Here is a 19,986-nt window from a genome sequence, read left to right on the forward strand (position 1 = left end):
GGTGCAAACCGGCAAGGCAGGCGATGGACGGCGTGAACGATCCCGCAGAGCATACTGACGGCCCCTTTGGCCGTCCGCTCTTCGATAGCCCCGAGGCGCGCGCGCTGTCTCGCGTCGGGGTGGTCGATGTCGGATCGAACTCGGTGCGGCTTGTGGTGTTCGACGGCGCGGCGCGCAGCCCGGCCTATTTCTTCAACGAAAAGATCATGTGCGGGCTTGGTGCGGGGCTGGCGGTTACGGGTCGGCTCAACCCCGAGGGGCGCAAGCGCGCGCTTGACGCGCTGCGCCGTTTCTCTCTGCTGGCAGAGGGGATGGGCACCGGCCCGCTGACTGCCGTGGCCACAGCGGCGGTGCGCGAGGCCGAAGATGGCGAGGCGTTTCGCGCCGAGGTTCTGCGCGAGACCGGCATACGGCTTTTCGTGATCGACGGGCCGGAAGAGGCGCGGCTATCGGCGCAGGGCGTGCTTCTGGGCTGGCCGGGGGCCTATGGTCTGGTCTGCGACATGGGCGGCGGGTCGATGGAACTGGCCGAAATCAATGGCGGCCGCGTCGGACGCCGCGTCACCTCGCCTCTCGGGCCGCTCAAGCTGCGCGATATCAAGGGCGGCAAGAAAGCGCGCCGTGCCCATATCCGTGCCACGCTCGACCAGTTGCGCGCCGATCTGGGCGAGCAGAAGAACCGGCTTTTCCTTGTCGGCGGATCGTGGCGGGCCTTCGCCCGGATCGACATGGCGCGGCGCGGCTATCCGCTGCATGTGCTGCACGAATACCGGATGAGCGCAGCGGACGTTCGCGCCACGATCAAACATATCGAAAAGCATGGTACCGATGCGCTGCGCGCACAATCAGGCGTCTCGTTGGCGCGGATTGCGCTGGTGCCCTATGCGGCGGAGGTGCTGCGCGAGGTGGTGCGCACTTTCCGCCCCCATGACATCGCCATTTCCAGCTACGGTATCCGCGAGGGCCTGCTTTACGAGCAGATGCCACAGCCCTTGCGCGACCGTGATCCCCTGATCGAGGCCTGCCGCTTTGCCGAGGCCAAGGATGCGCGCCTGCCGGGCTTTGGCCGGGTGCTCTACAATTTCATCCTGCCGATCTTCAAATCCGTGGGCGAGGAGCGACTGCGCATCGTCAAGGCGGCCTGTCTGCTGCATGACGTCAGTTGGCGCGCCCACCCCGATTACCGCGCCGAGGACTGTTTCGACAACGCCACCCGCGCCAATCTCGGCGGGCTGAATCATTCCGAGAGGGTCTGGCTGGGGCTGGCCCTGCTCTATCGCTATTCCAACAAGCGCGAGGGCACGCGGTTCGAGGCGCTGGCCGGGCTGATTTCCGAGCGCGAGCGGTTCGAGGCCGAGGTTCTGGGCAAGGCGCTGCGCTTTGCGGCGATGCTCTGGCTCAAGGACGACGCGCATATGGGGGAACTGCGCTGGTACCCAAAGCGCAAGGTGCTGGAACTGCGTCTCTCGCCCGAGACGGCGCCGCTTTTCGGCGAGGTGGCACAGACGCGCTTTGCAGCGCTCTGTTCGGCGCTTGGCGCGCGCGCCGACATCCGCATGCCTGCACAACGCATGTGATCGCACTGGCCTATGCGCCCGGATAGGTGGCCTTTCAGCGCAGGGCGCTTCATAATCAGGCAAACACACCACTCACGGCTTTAACCACTTGCCCCGCGCCGTCATTCGGAGCGGGGCGCTTTACATGTCGATCGGCAGCGCCGTGGTGGAGAACACCGTACGCAGGGCGAAGCTGGACTGCATCTTGGCGACACCGGGCAGGCGGGCGAGGTGCTGTCGGTGGATGCGGGCGAAATCCTCGGTATCCTCGGCCACGACCTTGAGCACATAATCCGCCGCCCCAGCCGTCAGGTGACATTCGAGCACGTCAGGCACCCGCGCCACTGCCCTCTCGAAGGCGTCGAGCACCTCATCGGCCTGGGTAGTCAGGGTGATCTCGACAAAGATCACCGCCGGAACGCGCAGCTTGCGCGCATCAAGCAGCGCCACATAACCCTTGATATACCCCTCCACCTCGAGCCTTTGCACGCGGCGGTGACAGGCCGAGGCCGAGAGATTGACCTCCTCGGCCAGATCGGCATTGGAAATGCGCCCGCGCCGCTGAAGCACCTGGAGGATACGGCGGTCGGTGGGATCCAGGGACATGCGCGCAAGACCTTTCGAATAAACATCGATCAAGCGCGATTTTATTCATAATATCCAGTGCCAGGCGAGGGAAATATCAATCGCCTTGCGCGCAATCTGCGGCATTCTGTCAACAATGGACAGGGGAGGAGACCCAGATGAAGATCGGTTGCCCGAAAGAGATCAAGCCGCAGGAATTTCGCGTGGGCATCACGCCCATTGCCGCGCAGGAGGCGGTGAGCGCGGGTCACGAGATCATCGTCGAGACCGGCGCGGGGCTTGGCGCGGGGTTCGACGATGCCGCCTATGAGGCGGCGGGTGCGCGCATCATCGCCACCGCGCAAGAGGTGTTCGCCGAGGCTGACATGATCGTCAAGGTCAAGGAGCCGCAAGCCGTCGAGCGCAAGATGCTGCGCGAGGGGCAAGTGCTCTTTACCTATCTGCACCTCGCGCCGGACGAGGCGCAGACCCGTGATCTGCTGGCCTCTGGCTGCACGGCGATTGCCTATGAGACGGTAACGGACCGCGCGGGCGGCCTGCCATTGCTGGCGCCGATGTCGGAGGTGGCGGGGCGTCTTGCGCCGCAAGTGGGCGCATGGACGCTGCAGAAGGCCAACGGCGGGCGCGGCGTGCTGATGGGTGGCGTGCCCGGTGTGGGGCCTGCGCGCGTCATCGTGATCGGCGGCGGGGTGGTCGGCACCCACGCGGCCAGGATCGCCGCCGGGATGGGCGCGGATGTGACCGTGCTTGATCGCTCGCTGCCGCGTCTGCGCTATCTCGACGATGTGTTCGGCGGCACGTTCAAGACCGGCTATTCCTCGGCCGGCTTGCTCGCGGAACTTCTGCCGCTGGCCGACATGGTGATCGGCGCGGTGCTTATCCCCGGTGCCGCTGCGCCCAAACTGGTGCGCCGCGATCAGTTCGGCACGATGAAGCCGGGTTCGGTGCTGGTGGATGTGGCGATTGATCAGGGCGGTTGTTTCGAGACCTCGCGCGCCACGACGCACCAGGACCCGATCTATGAGGTGGACGGGATCATGCATTACTGCGTGGCCAACATGCCCGGTGCCGTGGCGCGCACCTCGACGCTGGCCTTGGGCAATGCCACCATGCCGTTCATGCTGGCGCTGGCCAACAAGGGCTGGAAACGGGCCTGCGCCGATGATCCGCACCTGCTGAACGGTCTCAACGTCCACGCGGGCCAACTTACCTATGCCGCTGTGGGCGAGGCTCTGGGCATCGAGACCGTCGATCCCAAATCGCTCATCTGAGCACGCCCCCCGGCCTCTCACAGGGCCGGGGGTCGTTTTCGGGCCGGTCATGTCGCAAAACTTGCTGGACCGGGCCGCCCCTCTCGCCTAGCGTGGCTGGAAAACGCCAACAGGGGGCGAGAAATGGTCACGTTCATCCTGCGCCGTGTCGGCGTCATGGTTCTGACGGCGCTTTGCCTGACCTTCATCGTTTTCTTCCTCACCAACCTTTATCCCAACCTCGAAAAACTGGCCAAGACGCAAGGCAATTTCCGCATGACCGATGCGGAGGTCGAAAGCTACCTGTCGCGCAACGGCTATCTCGATCCGATGCTGTCGAAATACGGGCAGTGGATGGGAGTCTGGCCCGGTTGGGTGATCGAGGAAGATAGCGTCACGCGCGGGCGCTGCATCGCGCCGGGGCAGCCCCCCGAAGAGGCCCCGCGCTTTTGCGGCATCCTTCAGGGCGATTGGGGACATTCCACCGTGTTCCGCAAGGATGTGGATGAGATCATCGCCGAAAAACTGGCGCTCACCGGCTGGCTCATGCTCTGGGTGATGCTCCTGATGGTGCCCTCGGCGCTGATCCTGGGCGTGCTGGCGGGGATGCGCGAGGGATCGCGCACCGATCGCACGCTCTCGACCTTTGCCATCACCACGACGGCCACGCCGGAATATGTCTCGGGGGTGCTGTTCATCGCCATATTCGCAAGCTCCGCCGTGGGGCTGCAATGGTTCAAGGGCACGGCCACGGGCGCGATGACGAATCCAAATTTCGAGAACTTCTTTCTGCCGGTGCTGACCATCGCACTTTACGGCATGGGCTACATCGCGCGGATGACGCGCGCCTCCATGGCCGAGGTGATGACCGCGCAATATATCCGCACCGCGCGGCTCAAGGGGGTGAGTTTCCCCAATATCGTGCTGAAACACGCGCTGCGCAACGCGCTGATTGCACCCTTCACGGTGATCATGCTGCAATTTCCCTGGCTTCTGAACGGGGTGGTGATCGTCGAGACGCTCTTCAACTACAAGGGCTTCGGCTGGACGCTGGTGCAGGCGGCAAGCAACAACGACATCGAGTTGCTTCTGGCGGTCTCGGTCGTGTCGGTGGTCGTGGTGCTGGTGACGCAGCTCATTTCCGATATCGGCTATGTCTACCTGAACCCCCGGATCAGCGTGACATGAGCGCCCGTTTCGCGCCAAGAACCGCGTCATTGTCCGGCTTGACCGGACAATCTCTCGGGATTGACCCGGCGATGCCCCGGTCGAGCCGGGGCATGACGGTGGAAAGGGTGGTCCGGCAGGCCGGACCACAAGGGAGGTTGCCATGGACCCGCTGAGCTGGACAGAGATTTTCCTGCGCATCGCCGCGCAACTTACCCCCGTCTGGATCGCCCTTGTGGCGACCTTCGCGCTGTCGGTCGCGTTCAGGCGGCGACTTGGCCTCTATGGCAAGCTGTTTGACAGCCCGATCGGCATGGCCGGTTTCGGCCTTGTCATGTTCTGGACCTATACCGGGATTTTCGCGGGGGCGTTCGACCTGATCCTCACCCATGACGTGCTCGACCAATCCGCCGCGATGAAGAACAAGGGGCCGGGCACACCCTATAGCCAGATGATGGGCACACCCGACCCGAATGCCTATCCCTATTACCTGCTGGGTGGCGACAATCTGGGTCGCGACGTGTTCAGCCGCATGGTCGTGGGGGCTTGGGAGGTGATCAAGATCGCGCCCTTCGCCAGCCTGTTCGCCTTCATGGTGGGGATCACGCTTGGCCTGCCGGCGGGGTATCATGGCGGGCGGCTCGATACGGTCCTGTCGTTTCTGGCGAACCTCATCCTCGCCTTTCCGGTGATCCTGCTGTTCTATCTGCTGGTCACACCCGAGATCATCCAGACCGGGATTCCGGTCTACATGGCGGCGGTGCTGTTCGTCTTTCCGATCATCTTTCTCATATTGCTGTGGAATTCGCGCTTTCACACCCAGCCAGCGGCACGCAACCTTTATGTCGGTGTGACGCTGGTGGTGGGGGCATGGCTTTATGCGGGTATCGCCTGGGATGCCGACCCGCTGGGGCTGGTGAGCTTTCCGCCCAACCTGCTGGTGGTTTTCGTCGCCGTGGTCTTTGTCAACGCACCCACGGTGTTCCGCATCGTGCGGGGGCTGACCATGGACATCAAGACGCGCGACTATGTGGCCGCCGCGCAGACGCGGGGCGAGGGGACGTGGTATATCATGCTGTGGGAGATCCTGCCCAATGTGCGCGGCCCGCTGATCGTCGATTTCTGCCTGCGCATCGGGTATACCACGATCCTTCTGGGCACGCTCGGCTTCTTCGGTCTGGGCCTCAGCCCCGAGAGCCCGGATTGGGGCAGCACGATCAACGAGGGGCGCAAGCTTCTGTCGATGTATCTGCATCCCGCCCTGCCGCCCGCTGTCGCGCTGCTGAGCCTCGTTCTGGGGCTCAACCTGCTGGCCGACGGTCTGCGCGAGGAGAGCCTGCGGGATTGAGTATTTGGGGAACAGTGAAGGAGCGCGACATGGCAGAACATGACGGACCGATCCTCGAGATCGAGAACCTGTCGATTTCCTTCTTCACCCGCCTGCGCGAGATCCCGGCGGTGATGGATTTCTCCGTCACGGTGCAACCCGGCGAGGCGGTGGGGCTGGTGGGCGAATCAGGTTGCGGCAAATCCACCGTGGCGCTTGGCGTGATGCGCGATCTTGGGGTGAACGGGCGCATTGTCGGCGGCACGGTGCGGTTCAAGGGCCGCGATCTGGGCGAGATAAGCGCCGCCGAATTGCGCGACATTCGCGGGCGCGAGATCGCGATGATCTATCAGGAGCCGATGGCAAGCCTCAACCCGGCGATGCGGGTGGGCCGACAGCTTATGGAAGTGCCGATGATCCACGAGGGTATTTCCGAGGCCGAGGCGCGGGCGCGGGCGCTGGAGGTGGTGCGCGATGTGAAACTGCCTGATCCTGAACGCATCCTGAAAAGCTATCCCCATCAGCTTTCGGGGGGACAGCAGCAGCGGATCGTGATTGCCATGGCGCTGATGTCCAAGCCGTCGCTCTTGATCCTTGACGAGCCGACCACCGCGCTTGACGTGACGGTCGAGGCGGCGGTGGTGGAACTGGTCAAGGATCTGGGCAAGAAATACGGCACCTCGATGCTGTTCATCAGTCACAATCTGGGGCTGGTGCTGGAAACCTGCGACCGGATTTGCGTGATGTATTCCGGCGAGGCGGTCGAGACCGGCAGCATCAAGGATGTGTTCGACAAGATGCAGCATCCCTATACGCAGGCTCTCTTTCGCTCTATCCCCCTGCCCGGCGCGGACAAGAACACGCGGCCCTTGAAGGCCATTCCGGGCAATTTCCCGCTGCCGCATGAGCGCCCCGAGGGGTGCAATTTCGGGCCGCGCTGCGATTATTTTCAGGCGGGGCTGTGCGATACGGGCGATATTCCCATGGCGGGGATCACCGGCGATGACCGGCATTTTACCCGCTGCCTGCGATTTGCCGAGATCGACTGGACCGCGCCGGTCGAGGCCATGGCGCAGCATGAAGCGACCGCTCCCGGCAAGGTCGTGCTCAAGATAGAGAACCTCAAGAAATACTACGAGGTGTCGGCCAACGCGCTGTTTGGCGGGAGCCGCGGCAAAAAGGTGGTCAAGGCCAACGAGACCCTGAGTTTCGAGGCCCGCGAGAGCGAGACGCTGGCCATCGTCGGCGAGTCGGGTTGTGGCAAATCCACCTTTGCCAAGGTGTTGATGGGGCTGGAGACCGCGACCGAGGGCGCGATCCTGCTGGATAACCGCAATATCGAGCAGACCCCGATCGAAAAGCGCGATACGCAGACCATCGCCGATGTGCAGATGGTGTTCCAGAACCCGTTCGACACGCTCAACCCGTCAATGACGGTGGGCCGCCAGATCATCCGCGCGCTGGAGGTGTTTGGCCACGGGGCAAGCGATGCCGAGAGGCGCGAGGAGATGCTGCGCCTGCTGGATATTGTCAAGCTACCGCGCGAATTTGCCGAACGGATGCCGCGACAGTTGTCAGGCGGGCAGAAACAGCGGGTGGGCATCGCCCGCGCCTTTTCCGGCGGTGCCCGGATCGTGGTGGCGGACGAGCCGGTTTCGGCGCTCGACGTGAGCGTGCAGGCGGCTGTGACGGATCTGCTCATGGAGATTCAGCGCAAGCAGAAGACGACCTTGCTGTTTATTTCCCATGACCTCGGCATCGTGCGCTATCTCAGCGACCGGGTAATGGTGATGTATCTGGGGCATGTGGTGGAACTGGGCAGCACCGATCAGGTGTTCGCGCCGCCCTATCACCCCTATACCGAGGCGCTCTTGTCGGCGGTGCCGATCGCGGACACGCGGGTGGAAAAGACCCATATCGTGCTCGAGGGCGATGTGCCCTCGGCCATGAACCCGCCACCCGGTTGCCCGTTCCAGACCCGCTGCCGCTGGAAGCCGGAGGTGCCGGGGGATCTGTGCGAGCGCGAGGTGCCCCCCGTTCGCGAGATCGCACCGGGGCATCAGGTCAAATGCCACTTGTCCGAGGCGGCGCTGGCGCGGATGGAGCCGGTGATCCGCGTCGCGGCAGAGTAGGGCGGTCCATTGAACCGCCCCTGTCGTGCTTACTGCGCCGCGATCATCTCGGCCTGTTTGACGATCACTTCGGCCTGCTTGATCGAGGCGATATCCACCAGACGGCCCTTGTAGGTGGTCGCGCCCTCGCCGCGCGCCTTGGCCTCTTCCATCGCCTTCAGGATCTCGCGAGCCTCCTGAACCGCCTCGTCAGAAGGGGTGAAGACCTCGTTGGCGAGCGCCACCTGCTTGGGATGGATCGCCCATTTACCGACCATGCCCAGTGTGGCCGAGCGGCGCGCCTGCGCACGGAAGCCCTCGTCATCCGAGAAATCGCCAAAGGGACCGTCCACGGGCAAAAGGCCATGCGTGCGGCAGGCGGCGACGATAGCGGTCTGCGCCCAGTGCCAGGGGTCCGACCAGTATTTCGCGCCCTCGCGCAGCATGTAGTAATTCTCCTGCGTGCCGCCGATGCCGGTGGTCTGCATCCCCATGGACGCGGCGAAATCGGCCGCGCCGAGGCTGAGCGCCTGCATCCGCGGGCTGGCGGCGGCGATTTCCTCGACATGGGCGATGCCGGCGGCGGATTCGATGATGGCCTCGAAGCTGATCCGCTTCTTGCGGCCCTTGGCGGTCTCGATGGACGTCACCAACGCATCGACCGCGTAGATATCGGCCGCACAGCCTGCCTTGGGGATCATGATCTGATCCAGCCGCTCGCCCGCCTGCTCCAGCAGGTCCACCACATCACGATACCAGAACGGCGAATCAAGCCCGTTGATCCGCACCGAGAGATACTTGTTGCCCCAATCCACCTCGTTGATGGCGGCAATGGTGTTGGCGCGCGCCGCATCCTTGTCGGTGGGGGCAACCGAATCCTCGAGATCGATATTGATCACGTCGGCATCGCTTGCCGCCATCTTCTCGAAGAGTTTCGTGTTCGAGCCGGGGCCGAAAAGCTGGCAGCGGTTGGGGCGGGCGGGCGCGGTCGGCTGGATGCGAAAGCTCATCTGGGGATCTCCTCCGGGTTGGGGCACGGGAATCGCGGCTCTGGTATGCAATCGCACTCCGTTTCGCAAGCCGCATCTGCCGCAACGCGGCAACGGGACGCGACCGGAGCGCGTAATAGTGGTGCAAACCGGCGTTATTCTGAAGAATCTTGCGTGAATTTCTGCCCGACCGCTGAAGCAGAAACGAAATAGTGCGTCACATGAGTCATCTTTTCCCCAAGTGCAGGACAGGAAAGACACCCCAATGATCGAAACGCCCTATCTCGTTTTCCTCGGCGACGACCCCGATATGCTCGCCGCCAAGGTTGCCATCGGCATCCGCGACTGGCGGCCCGAGAACGCGGTCGGTCAGTTGCGCCTGGCGGGCTGCGGTGCCGATCTGGGCCTGCCTGCCACCGACCCTTTCCGCTTTGGTGCGGGAAAACTGGTGGCAGCACTGGCGGCGATCTGAGAGTGAGTATTTGTGGAACAGTGAAAACGGGGGGCGGCGTGCAGATCACGGTAACGCGCGAGAGCTTTCGGCTGGCGCAGGTCTTTACCATCAGCCGCGGCTCGCGGACCGAGGCGCAGGTGCTGACGGTGACGGTCTCGGAGGGTGGCGCGGCCGGGCGTGGCGAATGCGTGCCCTATGCCCGCTATGGCGAGACGCTGGACAGAGTGGCGGCGCAGATCGAGGGCTTGCCCGAAGGGTTTGACCGCGCCGACTTGCAAGACCTGCTACCACCCGGCGCGGCACGCAACGCGGTGGATTGCGCGCTGTGGGATCTCGCGGCCAAGCGCGCGGGGCGGCGGGTCTGGGAACTGGCGGGGCTACCCGCGCCGGGGCCGGAGATCACCGCCTACACGCTCTCGCTCGACAGCGCGGAGGCGATGGAGGCGCAGGCGGCACGCCATGCGCATCGACCGCTGCTGAAGATCAAGCTGGGCACGCCCGACGACATGGCCCGGCTCGAAGCGGTGCGGCGCGGCGCGCCGGACGCCCGGATCGTCGTCGATGCCAATGAGGGCTGGAGCGCGGAGATCTATGCCGATCTCGCACCGCATCTGCTGCGCCTTGGCGTGGCGTTGGTGGAACAGCCGCTGCCTGCGGGCGAGGATGAGGCCCTGATTGGGATGGAGCGCCCGGTGCCGCTCTGCGCCGACGAATCGTGTCATGACCGCGCCAGCCTGCCGGGGCTGCGCGGCAAATATGATGTGGTCAACATCAAGCTCGACAAGACCGGTGGGCTGACCGAGGCGCTCAGCGTGCGCGAGGCGGCGCGCGACCAAGGTTACGGCATCATGGTGGGCTGCATGATCGGAAGCTCGCTCGCCATGGCCCCTGCGACATTGGTCGCACAGGGTGCGATGGTGACGGACCTTGACGGGCCGCTGCTTCTGGCCGAAGACCGGGCGCACGCTTTGAGATATGACGCCGCCGGGGTTCATCCGCCCGAGGCGGCCCTGTGGGGATGACGCCATGCGCACTGTCTATGTGAACGGAACCTACCTGCCCGAGACCGAGGCCACCGTGTCGATCTTCGACCGGGGCTTTCTGATGGCCGATGGCGTCTATGAGGTGACGAGCGTTCTGGGCGGCAAGCTGATTGATTTTCCCGGCCATGTCGCGCGCCTGGAACGGTCGCTGTCGGAACTCGACATGAAGAAACCGGCGGTTTTTGACGATCTGCTGGAAATCCACCGCGAGTTGGTGCGCCTTAACGACATCACCGACGGGCTGATCTATCTTCAGGTCACGCGCGGCAGCGATGGTGACCGCGATTTCGCCTTTCCCGATCCCGAGACGACCGAGCCCACGGTGGTGCTTTTCACCCAGTCGAAGCCGGGCCTTGCCGACAATCCGGCGGCAAAACGAGGCATCAAGGTCATCGGCATCGAGGATATCCGCTGGGGCCGGCGCGACATCAAGACCGTGCAGCTGCTCTATCCGTCCATGGGAAAGATGATGGCGAAGAAGGCCGGTGCCGATGACGCATGGATGATCGAGGACGGGCATGTGACCGAGGGCACCTCGAACAATGCCTATATCGTCAAGGGCGACCGGATCATCACCCGGCAGCTGTCCAACGACATCCTGCATGGTATCACCCGCGCCGCCGTGCTGCGCTTTGCCCGCGAGGCGCAGATGCAGGTTGAGGAACGCCCCTTCACCATCGACGAGGCCAAGGTGGCGGACGAGGCATTCCTGACCTCTGCCAGCGCCTTTGTCATGCCGGTGGTCGAGATCGACGGCGTGACGCTTGGACAGGGCAGTCCCGGACCTGTGGCCACCCGCCTACGCGAAATCTACCTTGAGGAAAGCCGCAAGGCGGCGATCTGAGCGGGCCAATCCAGGGCGGGCCAGCCGGCGCGCAGCCGGACGCCATCAGTTCGTGTAGTATTTCGAACCGTATCCACCATAGGCACCGTAGCGCCCGCCATAGCCATACCGCTTCATCCCGGCAGTGTTGATCTGACTGAGGATGAGACCGGTCGGCTGGATCCGCGACGCATGCAACTGGCGCAGGGATTCGCTGACCTGCGCACGGCTCGTGCTGTCCCAGCGGACCGAGAAGAGCAATGCATCGGCGGTCTTTGCGATGATGCGCGCATCGGGCACGACAAGAACTGGCGGCGTATCGATGATGATCACGTCATACCTCTCGCGCAATGCCGCGAGAAAGTGCCGGAACCTCTCGGAGGAGAACAGGTCGGCCGCGTTGACGACGCTCTTGTCGCCGAGAATGACATCGGCGCCAAAACCCGCAGGGCGAAACACCACCTCGTCAAGGGAGCGATCGCCGGCAAGCACCGAAACGATGCCATGTTTCGGCGCGTCGCTGAAATATTCGTTCAGGGTGCGGCGACGGATGTCGCCCTCGATCAGCAGCACCTTCTTGCCGAGACCGACAAAATTGTCGGCCAGCGCCAGCGCGTTTGTCGTCTTGCCCTCGCCCGGAATGGATGAAGTCGACACGATGACCTGTGGCGGATTGTCGATGCTCGAAAGCAGAAGCGAGGTGCGCAGGTCGCGCACCGCCTCCATGGCGGCCGAGGTCGGTTTGTCGCGCATGTAGGCAAGGATATCGAGACGTTTCGCGCCAGGGATCCGCGGCACCTGCCCCATGACGTTCAGCCCGGTATGACGTTCGAGTTCGCCAGACGTGCGAAATCCGTTGCTGCGCAATTCGCGCAGGAGCACGAGCGCGACACCGAAGATGACGCCCAAGACACCAGCCAGCGCCAGAACCAGGGATTTGCGGGGATAGGAGGGGAAGACCGGCACGACTGCGGCGGACAGGACGCGGCTGTCGGCTTGCTGGATGCCTTGCTGTGCCGAGGTCTCCTTGAGGCGTGTCAGGAAATGCTCGTAGAGCAGGCGCGTCGCGTCGGCCACGCGGGTAAGTTGCTGCAACTGGATCAGATCCCGGCCTTGCGCCTCGATCTGCCGCGACAACGCCTGTTCGGCCTGTTCCACGAGGGCAAGCTGCTGGGCGTTGCGCTGATCATCCACGCGCGCCCGCTCCAGCACACGCTGGAACTGGCGGTCAAACAGCAGATCGGCATCGGCGCGCCCCTGGTCCATCTGTGCCAGCAGGCGTGTCAGCTCCGTATCGCCCGCAATCTCGGCGCGTTCGGCGCGCCCCGATTCCCCCTCGAGCGCGGCAAGCCTCTGCCGGGAGGCATTGCGCGCCTCCCGAAGCGAAGCGATTCGCTCGCGCGTGTCCTTGAGCTGACGTTCCAACCCGCGAAGCACCTCGACCGAGACAAGATCGGTCTGCGTGTTGAACTGCGATACGGCCTCCTCGGCGGCCTCGACCTCGCGTTCCAGCTCGATCACGCGCTCGCTGAGCCACTCGGTCGCTTGCTCCATCTTGTCGAACTTCACTTCGATCTGGTTGCGAATGTAGATATCCGCGATGGCATCCGCGATCCTAGCGGATTTGCGGGGATCCTCGGTGATCACGTTGATGTCGAAGACAAGGCTGTTGCGGACGCTGCTGATCTTGACCCTTTCAAGAAGGCCGGTGATCGCCTGATTCCGCTCGCGGTTGTCAACAAGCTGCGCCGCCTCGGTTGCCGGCGAGGCCGCATCGGAAAACCACGCCCGGATGCGGGCGACGGGGCCGGGCGCGCGCAGGTCCGGATTGAACTCCGGATCGGCCGCCAGGTCGAGCCGGTCAACGACCTTGCCCATCAGGCTCCGGGCACGCAGAACCTCGATCTCGGTCGTGATCGTCGCCGTGCTGACCTGACCGCCGCCGATCAAGCTGTCGAGACCGGCAACGCTGCGCTGATTGTCCTCGTAGATCACGGTTGTGGTCGCGGTATAGAGCGGCACCACCAGGACAAAGGCATAGACGGCCCCAATCAATACCGTCACGGCGGCACTGAGCGCGACAAGCCATTTGCCGCGCCATATGGTTGCGGCGAACTCGACCAGGTCGATCTCGTCATTATCGGCCGGAGTCTGCGTCGCGCCCCCCTGATCGTCGGCAACAAGGCGAGGGGGATAAAGCTTGTCCACCGTCTGGGCACTTGAAGAACTGGTCACGTCGCGTCCGCTGCTTTGCCAGGGGGTAGTTTCTCCGGGATGTGTGATGGGGTGTTTAGACCACTTATGCGGGTAATGCCAACAGGAACCGGACCGCACGCACGGACAGACGCCGGCGGGGCCGCTGGCCATGCAATCCTGTTGGCCCCTTGCCCGCGACCGCGCCCCGGCGTATAGCCCCGCCCTGACCGCAAAGGAGCCCGACATGCAAGGCAGCGCCAATCTCAACGTGATGCTCAAGGCCGCGCGCAAGGCCGGACGCTCGCTTGTCAAGGATTTCGGCGAGGTCGAGAACCTTCAGGTGTCGATGAAGGGCGCGGGCGATTTCGTGAGCCGCGCCGACATCGCCGCCGAGAAGATCATAAAATCCGAACTGACCTCCGCCCGCCCCAATTACGGCTGGGCCGCCGAGGAGGGTGGCGAGGAGCCGGGCACCGATCCCACCCGCCGCTGGATCGTCGATCCGCTGGACGGGACCACGAATTTCCTGCACGGCCTGCCGCACTGGTCCGTTTCCATCGCGCTCGAACACAAGGGCGAGGTGGTGGCCGGCGTGATCTATGACCCGGTCAAGGACGAGGCGTTCTTTGCCGAAAAGGGCACGGGGGCCTGGCTGAACGAGACGCGTCTGCGCGTCTCGGGGCGCAACAAGATGATCGAGGCGATCTTTGCCACCGGCCTGCCCTTTGGCGGGCGATCCGACCTGCCCGAGACGCTTCAGGATCTCGCGCGTCTCCTGCCCGCCTGCGCCGGTGTGCGCCGCTGGGGCTCGGCCGCGCTCGACATGGCCTATGTGGCCGCCGGGCGCTATGACGGCTTCTGGGAACGGCGGCTCAACGCCTGGGATCTGGCCGCCGGTGTCATCATCGCGCGCGAGGCGGGCGCGCTGGTGGAGCCGCTGACGCCGGGCGGCAATATCCTGGACGATGGCGAGGTGATCGCCGCCAACGAGAAGATTTTCGACAAGTTCGCCAAGGTGATCCGCAACGGGGCGTGACAGGGCGCGAGGCGCGTGGCAAACATCCCCGCGTCACTGGCGCGGGAGAGCAGTCATGCAACTCGATCACCTCGCGGTCGCGGGCGAGAGCCTTGAGGCGGCGGCGACCCATCTTGAGGCCGCCCTTGGCCTGCCCTTGCAGGCGGGCGGGGCACACGCGCGCTTCGGCACCCATAACCGGCTTCTGGGGCTTGAGGACGGGCTTTATCTGGAGGCCATTGCCATCGACCCCGCTGCACCCGCGCCGGATCGTGCGCGCTGGTTCGATCTGGACCGGCTGCAAGGCCCTCCGCATCTGCGCACATGGATCGCCCGCGTCGATGACCTCGACGCCGCGCTCACCCGCCACCCGGATGCCGGAACGCCGCTTGCGCTTGAACGCGGCGATCTGCGCTGGCGCATGGCCGTGCCCGCAAGCGGCATCCTGCCCTTCGACAACCTCTTTCCGGCGCTGATCGAATGGCAGGGCACGGCGCATCCGGCGCAGCGCCTTGCGCCCTCGGGCGCGCGGCTGACGCGCCTTGTCATCGCCCATCCCGACGCGGTGGCCCTGCGGGACGTTCTATCGGACCTTGCCGACCCGCGCGTCGTGATCGAACCCGGCACGCCCGCACTCCGGGCCGAGATCACCACGCCGCACGGGAGCCGTGTGCTCGAATGATCCTGCGTCCTGCCACGCCTGCGGACATCCCGGCGATCCTCGCCATCTGGAACCCGCTGATCCGGGACACGTCGATCACCTTCACCACCATCGAGAAGACGCCCGAAACACTCGCCGCCGACATCGCCGCGCGCGGCCCGGCCTTTCTGGTGGCTGAGAGCATCGGCACGCTCCTTGGCTTTGCCAGCTACGGCCCGTTTCGCGGCGGCCCCGGCTATGCCCATACCGCCGAGCACACGGTGATCCTGTCCGGGCCGGCACGCGGGCAGGGCATCGGGCGCGCGCTTATGACGCGGCTTGAAGAGGCGGCGCGCGGGCAGGGCATTCACGCCCTTGTCGGTGCCGTGAGCGGGGCCAATCCGGGGGCCATCGCCTTTCACAGGGCGATCGGCTTTGACCGCGTGGGCCATTTGCCGCAGGTCGGGCGAAAATTCGGGCAATGGCTCGATCTCGTGCTTTTGCAGAAAACCTTCTGACGGTTTGCGCTGACACCGCCCGCGTTCCGCGATAGTCTGCGCCCATGTCGATCTGGACCCGTATCACAGAGGCGCTTCAGGCGCTCGCCAATGGCGAGAGCCTTGCCCATGTCTTTGACCTTCTGCGCACCCCGCCCGAACGCAGCGTCGCCTTCACCATCGCGGTGATCGCGCTCTCGGCCAAGATGGCCAAGGCCGACGGGCTTGTGACCCGCGACGAGGTGACCGCCTTTCGCGAGGTGTTCCAGATTCCACCCGAGGAAGAACCAAACGCCGCCCGCGTCTTCAACCTCGCACGGCAGGACGTGGCCGGGTTCGAGGATTACGCCGCGCGAATCGCGCGCATGTTCGACGGTGCCCCCGAGACGCTGTGCGATCTCATGGAAGGTCTTTTCCACATCGCAATGGCCGACGGGATCTATCACCCCAACGAGGATGCCTTTCTGGAACGGGTGGCCGAGATTTTCGGCCTGCCCCAACGGCATTTCCGCGCGCTGCGCGCGCGTTTCGTCCCCGAGGCCTTGCCCGACCCATGGTCGGTTCTTGGCGTGACGGCGGATATGCCGATGAAGGAGATCCGCGCCGTATGGCGGCAGATGGTGCGCGATTGCCACCCCGACCGGATGCAGGCGCGCGGCGTGCCCAAAGAGGCGGTGCTGCTGGCGGAAAAGCGCCTGAAGGATATCAACCGCGCCTGGGAAGAGATCAGCGCCGCGCGCGCCTCTTAAAACCGCCCGGCACCTGCCCTATCTTACCCCCATGAAACGGCTTGCCCTCATCCTCGCGCTCACGCTCCCCGCCGCGCCCGCGCCCGCGCAGGAGGGCGAGGGCCGCTCGCTGATGGAAGAGGGCGCGCGGCTGTTCTGGGAAGGTATCCGCCGCGAGATGGGCCCCGCCCTCGACTCCTTGCGCGAACGCGCGGACGAGATCGAGCCGGCAATCCGCGATTTTGTCGAACGGATGGGGCCGGCGCTTGGCGAGATGATGGACAAGATCGGCGATCTGAGCGCCTATCACCCGCCCGAGGTGCTGCCCAATGGCGACATCATCATCCGCCGCAAGACCCCGCAGGAGCTGAAGGACGATCTGCCCGAAGGCGAGGTGGAGATCTAATCCTCCGACCGCAGGACGGCACCGGGATTCATGATGCCTGACGGATCGAGCGCCGCCTTGATCGCACGCATGGCCGAAAGCTTCACCGGATCGCTGTAACGTTCGAGATCATCCACCTTGAGCCGCCCGATCCCGTGCTCGGCGCTGACCGATCCACCCATCTCATGCACCAGATCGTGCAGCATCCGCTTTATGGTGTCGCGCTCGGCCATGTGGTCGGCGCGGCTCTGCCCCGGCATGGGAAAGACGTTGTAATGCAGGTTGCCATCGCCCAGATGCCCGAAACAGTTGATGCGGAACGCACCGATTCCGGCGATCACCGCCCGCCCGCGCGCGATGAAATCCGGGACCGCCGAAAGCGGCAGCGAGATGTCATGCGAGCTGACCGAACCGATGCGCCGGTTGGCCTCGGGGGTCTGCTCGCGCACCTCCCAGAATTCGCGCCGCTGCGCCTCGGACTGCGCAATCAGCCCGTCGCTGACCAGACCCGCCGCCATCCCTGCCTCGAACAAGGACTCCAGCGCGGCCGCCGGATCAAGCCCGCGCGCCAGCCCCACATCGACCAGCACGAACCATTCCGGCCGCTCGGCAAAGGGCTGACGGATCCCGGGCAGCGTCTCGGCAAGAAATTCCAGCCCCTGCCGATGCATCAACTCGAAGGCGCTCACCCCCTCGCCAAGGTGGTCACGGGCAAGGCTCAGCAGATCGAGCGCCGCGCGCGGGCTCTCGACCACGAAAAACGCCGTGCCCTCACCCGCAGGCAACGGCGAGAGCCTCAGCGCCGCGGCGGTGATCACCCCCAGCGTGCCCTCGGACCCGATCATCAGGTTGCGCAGGTCATAGCCGGTATTGTCCTTGCGCAGCCGCTTCAGCCCATGCCACACCTGCCCGTCGGGCATCACCACCTCCAGCCCAAGGCACAGATCGCGCGCATTGCCGTAGCGCAGCACGTTGACCCCACCCGCATTGGTGGCCAACAGCCCGCCGATCCGCGCCGATCCCTTGGCGGCGATGGACAGCGGAAACAGCCGCCCGGCCTCGCGCGCCACGCCGTGCACCTCTTCAAGGATCGCGCCCGCCTCGACCACGATCACGTTCTCCTCTGGCCAGAGACCCCGCACCGCGCGCATCCGCTCAAGGCTCAGGATCACGGGCACCGCGCCGCCCGGCGAAATCTGCCCTCCGACCAGCCCGGTGCCGCCACCATAGGGCACCACCGGCACGCGCGCGGCCGCACAGGCACGCACCACCGACGCCACCTCCTCGGTGCTTTGGGGGGCCACCACAAGGCCCTGACCCTTCCAGCGCCCGCGCGGCTCCTCGAAATAGCACGGCGCGGCCTCGCGCAGGGCCGCGGGCGGCAGAGGCAGGGCGGCCAGAAACTCGGGCGTGGCGGATATATGGCTCATGCTTTTCAACTCTTATGGCCGGGAATCTGGAAAAGCCCCGGCTTCATCGTTCCAAAAATACTCATGTCCCGTTCAGAGCTTCGACGAGATCACACCGGTGTTGAAGCCCCCCATCCGCAACTCACCAAAAAGCCGCTGATACTCGATCTTGGGGCAGCGGTTCATCACCACATCGACGCCGCGCGCCCGCGCCATCTCGGCGGCGGCCTCATGTTCCACCCCGATCTGCATCCAGACCGTGCGCAGCGTGGGAAAGCGGTCGAGCGCCTCGTCGACGATGGGCGGCACGTGCTCGGAGCGGCGGAAGATGTCGATCATGTCCACGCCTCCCTCTATGTCGCTCAGCCGCGCCACCACCTTTTGCCCGAAGAGCATTTCGCCCGCATGGCCGGGATTGACCGGCACCACGTCGAATTTCTTCAGGGACAGGTAACGCGCCACATAGTAGGACGGGCGCACCGGGTTCATGGACACCCCCACAACCGCCACGCGCCGCGTGCGGGTGAGGATATCACGCAGAAAGGAATCGCTGTAGGTCTCGCTCATGGGGCGCAGTCAATCACGATACCGGAGAAGAAAAAAGCGCCCAAGTCAATGCTTGGGCGCCAGTCGCGGAACGAGGGACAGTGATACGAAGCACCGAGGTTCCGTCTACGGCGCTTCTAAGACAGATATAGGTCCGATCTCAGCTATAAAAAGGGGCTGTAAAGAAGCTGTGACCGCAATTTCGTCCCTTCGCCCCGCGCGCACCGCCCCTCAGCCGCGCACGGCATAAAGCGCCACCGCGGCAGCGTTCGAGACGTTGAGCGACCCGAACGCGCCGGGAAAGTCGATCCGCACCAGCATATCGACGCTCTCGCGGGTCCGCTCGCGCAGCCCCGGCCCCTCGGCGCCAAGAACCAGAGCCACAGGCCGGTCGCGGCGGCCCTCAAGCGCGGTTTCAATATCGGTTTCGGCCTCGCCCGCAAGCCCGAGCACGAGATAGCCCATGCCCTGCAATTCCGTGATGGCATCGGCGAGGTTGCGCACCCGCAGATAGGGTTGCCGCTCCAGCGCGCCGCTTGCCGTCTTGGCGAGCGCCCCGGTCTCGGGCGTGGAATGGTGGCGCGGCGCAATGACTGCGCGTGCGCCGAACACCTCGGCCGAGCGCAGGATCGCGCCCACGTTATGCGGGTCGGTCACGCGATCGAGCAGCACCAGACGCGGCGCGCCGGGGCCGTCGCGCAACGCCACATCGGCCAGACTGCCCCAGTCGAGCGGCTTGACCTCTAGCGCCGCGCCCTGATGCACCGACGCCGGATCGAGCGGCGCGGAAAAGCGGCGCGGGTCGGCGATCTCGGGGGCCATCCCGCTTGCCGCGATGGCCTCTGCCAGCTTGTCGGCGGCGTTGCGCGTGACGATGAGGCGCAGCCGTTCGCGCCGCGGGTTTTCCAGCGCGTCGCGCACCGCGTGCAGGCCGAAAAGCCAGACCGTCTCGGCGGCGGCGGTCTTTTTCGCCTGTTCCTTGTCGATCACCCAGCGGGGTTTCTTCATCGCGCGCCCTTTCCTGTCCGGCGCGGGCAATGACACGCGCGCGCCCTGTCATGCAAGCGATTTTCCGGTTGACGCCCCGACGCGCCGATTTTATGACGCCCGTTACGTGGGCGACAGGCCGCAAGGTGTGGCAGGGGACTGTAACTCCCTCGCGGAGACGCACGCTAGGTTCGATTCCTAGGTCGCCCACCACTTTCCCCCTTTCTGACAATCCACCCCCGCGCCTATAGTGCAGCGCAAAAGGCGGGGGCAGAGGC

The 19,986-nt window shown here is 64.9% G+C and carries 18 protein-coding genes, 1 tRNA gene and 1 pseudogene; 14 read left to right on the plus strand and 6 right to left on the minus strand.

Annotation, left to right across the window (positions count from 1 at the left end; genetic code table 11):
- The first annotated feature begins 23 nt into the window (after positions 1-23).
- Entirely contained in the window at positions 24-1,577 is a 1,554-nt protein-coding gene (locus tag KAK09_RS06645) for a Ppx/GppA family phosphatase (RefSeq protein WP_210878141.1), read from the plus strand.
- 120 nt (positions 1,578-1,697) lie between these two features.
- On the opposite strand, the gene KAK09_RS06650 is transcribed toward KAK09_RS06645, so the two are convergent.
- On the minus strand, positions 1,698-2,162 hold the full coding sequence (locus KAK09_RS06650; RefSeq protein ID WP_210878142.1) for an Lrp/AsnC family transcriptional regulator: 465 nt from the start codon (positions 2,160-2,162) through the stop codon (positions 1,698-1,700).
- A gap of 137 nt (positions 2,163-2,299) precedes the next feature.
- Between KAK09_RS06650 and ald the strand changes: the two genes are divergently transcribed.
- From ald to KAK09_RS06670, 4 genes are all read left to right on the plus strand, one after another.
- A complete protein-coding gene (ald, locus tag KAK09_RS06655; protein ID WP_210878143.1) occupies positions 2,300-3,412 on the plus strand; it encodes an alanine dehydrogenase in 1,113 nt (370 codons plus the stop codon).
- 123 nt (positions 3,413-3,535) lie between these two features.
- Positions 3,536-4,579, plus strand: coding sequence for an ABC transporter permease (locus KAK09_RS06660; RefSeq protein ID WP_210878144.1), 1,044 nt, complete (start codon positions 3,536-3,538; stop codon positions 4,577-4,579).
- A gap of 142 nt (positions 4,580-4,721) precedes the next feature.
- A complete protein-coding gene (locus KAK09_RS06665) occupies positions 4,722-5,906 on the plus strand; it encodes an ABC transporter permease (protein ID WP_210878145.1) in 1,185 nt (394 codons plus the stop codon).
- Between the two features lie 29 nt (positions 5,907-5,935).
- The gene (locus tag KAK09_RS06670) at positions 5,936-8,017 is read left to right on the plus strand and encodes a dipeptide ABC transporter ATP-binding protein (RefSeq protein ID WP_210878146.1); all 2,082 of its coding nucleotides are present in this window, start codon (positions 5,936-5,938) and stop codon (positions 8,015-8,017) included.
- A gap of 29 nt (positions 8,018-8,046) precedes the next feature.
- Here the strand turns inward: KAK09_RS06670 and KAK09_RS06675 are convergent, their stop codons facing one another.
- Complete coding sequence (locus KAK09_RS06675; RefSeq protein WP_210878147.1) at positions 8,047-9,006, minus strand: L-malyl-CoA/beta-methylmalyl-CoA lyase; 960 nt, start codon at positions 9,004-9,006, stop codon at positions 8,047-8,049.
- A gap of 244 nt (positions 9,007-9,250) precedes the next feature.
- On the opposite strand from KAK09_RS06675, the pseudogene KAK09_RS06680 reads away from it, so the two are divergent.
- The 3 genes and pseudogenes from KAK09_RS06680 to KAK09_RS06690 form a co-directional block, all read left to right on the plus strand.
- Positions 9,251-9,397: pseudogene (locus tag KAK09_RS06680) on the plus strand (DUF1611 domain-containing protein); the annotation flags it as partial.
- 98 nt (positions 9,398-9,495) lie between these two features.
- A complete protein-coding gene (dgcA, locus tag KAK09_RS06685; protein WP_210878148.1) occupies positions 9,496-10,461 on the plus strand; it encodes an N-acetyl-D-Glu racemase DgcA in 966 nt (321 codons plus the stop codon).
- Positions 10,462-10,465: 4 nt separating this feature from the next.
- A complete protein-coding gene (locus KAK09_RS06690; protein WP_210878149.1) occupies positions 10,466-11,326 on the plus strand; it encodes a D-amino-acid transaminase in 861 nt (286 codons plus the stop codon).
- A 45-nt stretch (positions 11,327-11,371) separates the two neighbouring features.
- Here KAK09_RS06690 and KAK09_RS06695 read toward each other — a convergent pair whose 3' ends face one another.
- The gene (locus tag KAK09_RS06695) at positions 11,372-13,540 is read right to left on the minus strand and encodes a polysaccharide biosynthesis tyrosine autokinase (protein WP_336244431.1); all 2,169 of its coding nucleotides are present in this window, start codon (positions 13,538-13,540) and stop codon (positions 11,372-11,374) included.
- 205 nt (positions 13,541-13,745) lie between these two features.
- On the opposite strand from KAK09_RS06695, the gene KAK09_RS06700 reads away from it, so the two are divergent.
- From KAK09_RS06700 to KAK09_RS06720, 5 genes are read left to right on the plus strand one after another with little or no spacing between them, the layout of a single operon-like run.
- Entirely contained in the window at positions 13,746-14,537 is a 792-nt protein-coding gene (locus KAK09_RS06700; RefSeq protein WP_210878151.1) for an inositol monophosphatase family protein, read from the plus strand.
- 55 nt (positions 14,538-14,592) lie between these two features.
- The gene (locus KAK09_RS06705) at positions 14,593-15,198 is read left to right on the plus strand and encodes a VOC family protein (RefSeq protein WP_210878152.1); all 606 of its coding nucleotides are present in this window, start codon (positions 14,593-14,595) and stop codon (positions 15,196-15,198) included.
- On the plus strand, positions 15,195-15,674 hold the full coding sequence (locus KAK09_RS06710; protein ID WP_210878153.1) for a GNAT family N-acetyltransferase: 480 nt from the start codon (positions 15,195-15,197) through the stop codon (positions 15,672-15,674). The genes KAK09_RS06705 and KAK09_RS06710 overlap by 4 nt, the downstream gene beginning before the upstream one ends.
- A 44-nt stretch (positions 15,675-15,718) precedes the next feature.
- Positions 15,719-16,402, plus strand: coding sequence for a TerB family tellurite resistance protein (locus KAK09_RS06715; RefSeq protein ID WP_210878154.1), 684 nt, complete (start codon positions 15,719-15,721; stop codon positions 16,400-16,402).
- A gap of 31 nt (positions 16,403-16,433) precedes the next feature.
- Positions 16,434-16,787, plus strand: coding sequence for a hypothetical protein (locus KAK09_RS06720; protein WP_210878155.1), 354 nt, complete (start codon positions 16,434-16,436; stop codon positions 16,785-16,787).
- Here KAK09_RS06720 and KAK09_RS06725 read toward each other — a convergent pair.
- From KAK09_RS06725 to rlmB, 3 genes are all read right to left on the minus strand, one after another.
- Positions 16,784-18,196 carry an FAD-binding oxidoreductase gene (locus KAK09_RS06725; protein WP_210878156.1) on the minus strand — a complete coding sequence of 471 codons (1,413 nt, stop codon included), beginning with the start codon at positions 18,194-18,196 and terminating at the stop codon, positions 16,784-16,786. The genes KAK09_RS06720 and KAK09_RS06725 overlap by 4 nt on opposite strands.
- A gap of 72 nt (positions 18,197-18,268) precedes the next feature.
- Entirely contained in the window at positions 18,269-18,742 is a 474-nt protein-coding gene (locus KAK09_RS06730; RefSeq protein WP_210878157.1) for a CoA-binding protein, read from the minus strand.
- Positions 18,743-18,952: 210 nt separating this feature from the next.
- On the minus strand, positions 18,953-19,729 hold the full coding sequence (gene rlmB, locus KAK09_RS06735) for a 23S rRNA (guanosine(2251)-2'-O)-methyltransferase RlmB (protein ID WP_210878158.1): 777 nt from the start codon (positions 19,727-19,729) through the stop codon (positions 18,953-18,955).
- A 108-nt stretch (positions 19,730-19,837) separates the two neighbouring features.
- On the opposite strand from rlmB, the gene KAK09_RS06740 reads away from it, so the two are divergent.
- Positions 19,838-19,921, plus strand: a tRNA-Tyr gene (locus KAK09_RS06740).
- Positions 19,922-19,986: the final 65 nt, after the last annotated feature.

The organism is Roseovarius autotrophicus (genome assembly GCF_018069895.1).
GTDB lineage: Bacteria > Pseudomonadota > Alphaproteobacteria > Rhodobacterales > Rhodobacteraceae > Roseovarius > Roseovarius autotrophicus.

Bases quoted from the DNA above. Each gene is read 5' to 3' on its own strand.
- KAK09_RS06645 (WP_210878141.1), top strand. From the start codon at position 24: ATGGACGGCGTGAACGATCCCGCAGAGCATACTGACGGCCCCTTTGGC.
- KAK09_RS06650 (WP_210878142.1), bottom strand. From the start codon at position 2,162: ATGTCCCTGGATCCCACCGACCGCCGTATCCTCCAGGTGCTTCAGCGG.
- ald (WP_210878143.1), top strand. From the start codon at position 2,300: ATGAAGATCGGTTGCCCGAAAGAGATCAAGCCGCAGGAATTTCGCGTG.
- KAK09_RS06660 (WP_210878144.1), top strand. From the start codon at position 3,536: ATGGTCACGTTCATCCTGCGCCGTGTCGGCGTCATGGTTCTGACGGCG.
- KAK09_RS06665 (WP_210878145.1), top strand. From the start codon at position 4,722: ATGGACCCGCTGAGCTGGACAGAGATTTTCCTGCGCATCGCCGCGCAA.
- KAK09_RS06670 (WP_210878146.1), top strand. From the start codon at position 5,936: ATGGCAGAACATGACGGACCGATCCTCGAGATCGAGAACCTGTCGATT.
- KAK09_RS06675 (WP_210878147.1), bottom strand. From the start codon at position 9,006: ATGAGCTTTCGCATCCAGCCGACCGCGCCCGCCCGCCCCAACCGCTGC.
- KAK09_RS06690 (WP_210878149.1), top strand. From the start codon at position 10,466: ATGCGCACTGTCTATGTGAACGGAACCTACCTGCCCGAGACCGAGGCC.
- KAK09_RS06700 (WP_210878151.1), top strand. From the start codon at position 13,746: ATGCAAGGCAGCGCCAATCTCAACGTGATGCTCAAGGCCGCGCGCAAG.
- KAK09_RS06705 (WP_210878152.1), top strand. From the start codon at position 14,593: ATGCAACTCGATCACCTCGCGGTCGCGGGCGAGAGCCTTGAGGCGGCG.
- KAK09_RS06710 (WP_210878153.1), top strand. From the start codon at position 15,195: ATGATCCTGCGTCCTGCCACGCCTGCGGACATCCCGGCGATCCTCGCC.
- KAK09_RS06715 (WP_210878154.1), top strand. From the start codon at position 15,719: ATGTCGATCTGGACCCGTATCACAGAGGCGCTTCAGGCGCTCGCCAAT.
- KAK09_RS06720 (WP_210878155.1), top strand. From the start codon at position 16,434: ATGAAACGGCTTGCCCTCATCCTCGCGCTCACGCTCCCCGCCGCGCCC.
- KAK09_RS06725 (WP_210878156.1), bottom strand. From the start codon at position 18,196: ATGAGCCATATATCCGCCACGCCCGAGTTTCTGGCCGCCCTGCCTCTG.
- KAK09_RS06730 (WP_210878157.1), bottom strand. From the start codon at position 18,742: ATGAGCGAGACCTACAGCGATTCCTTTCTGCGTGATATCCTCACCCGC.
- rlmB (WP_210878158.1), bottom strand. From the start codon at position 19,729: ATGAAGAAACCCCGCTGGGTGATCGACAAGGAACAGGCGAAAAAGACC.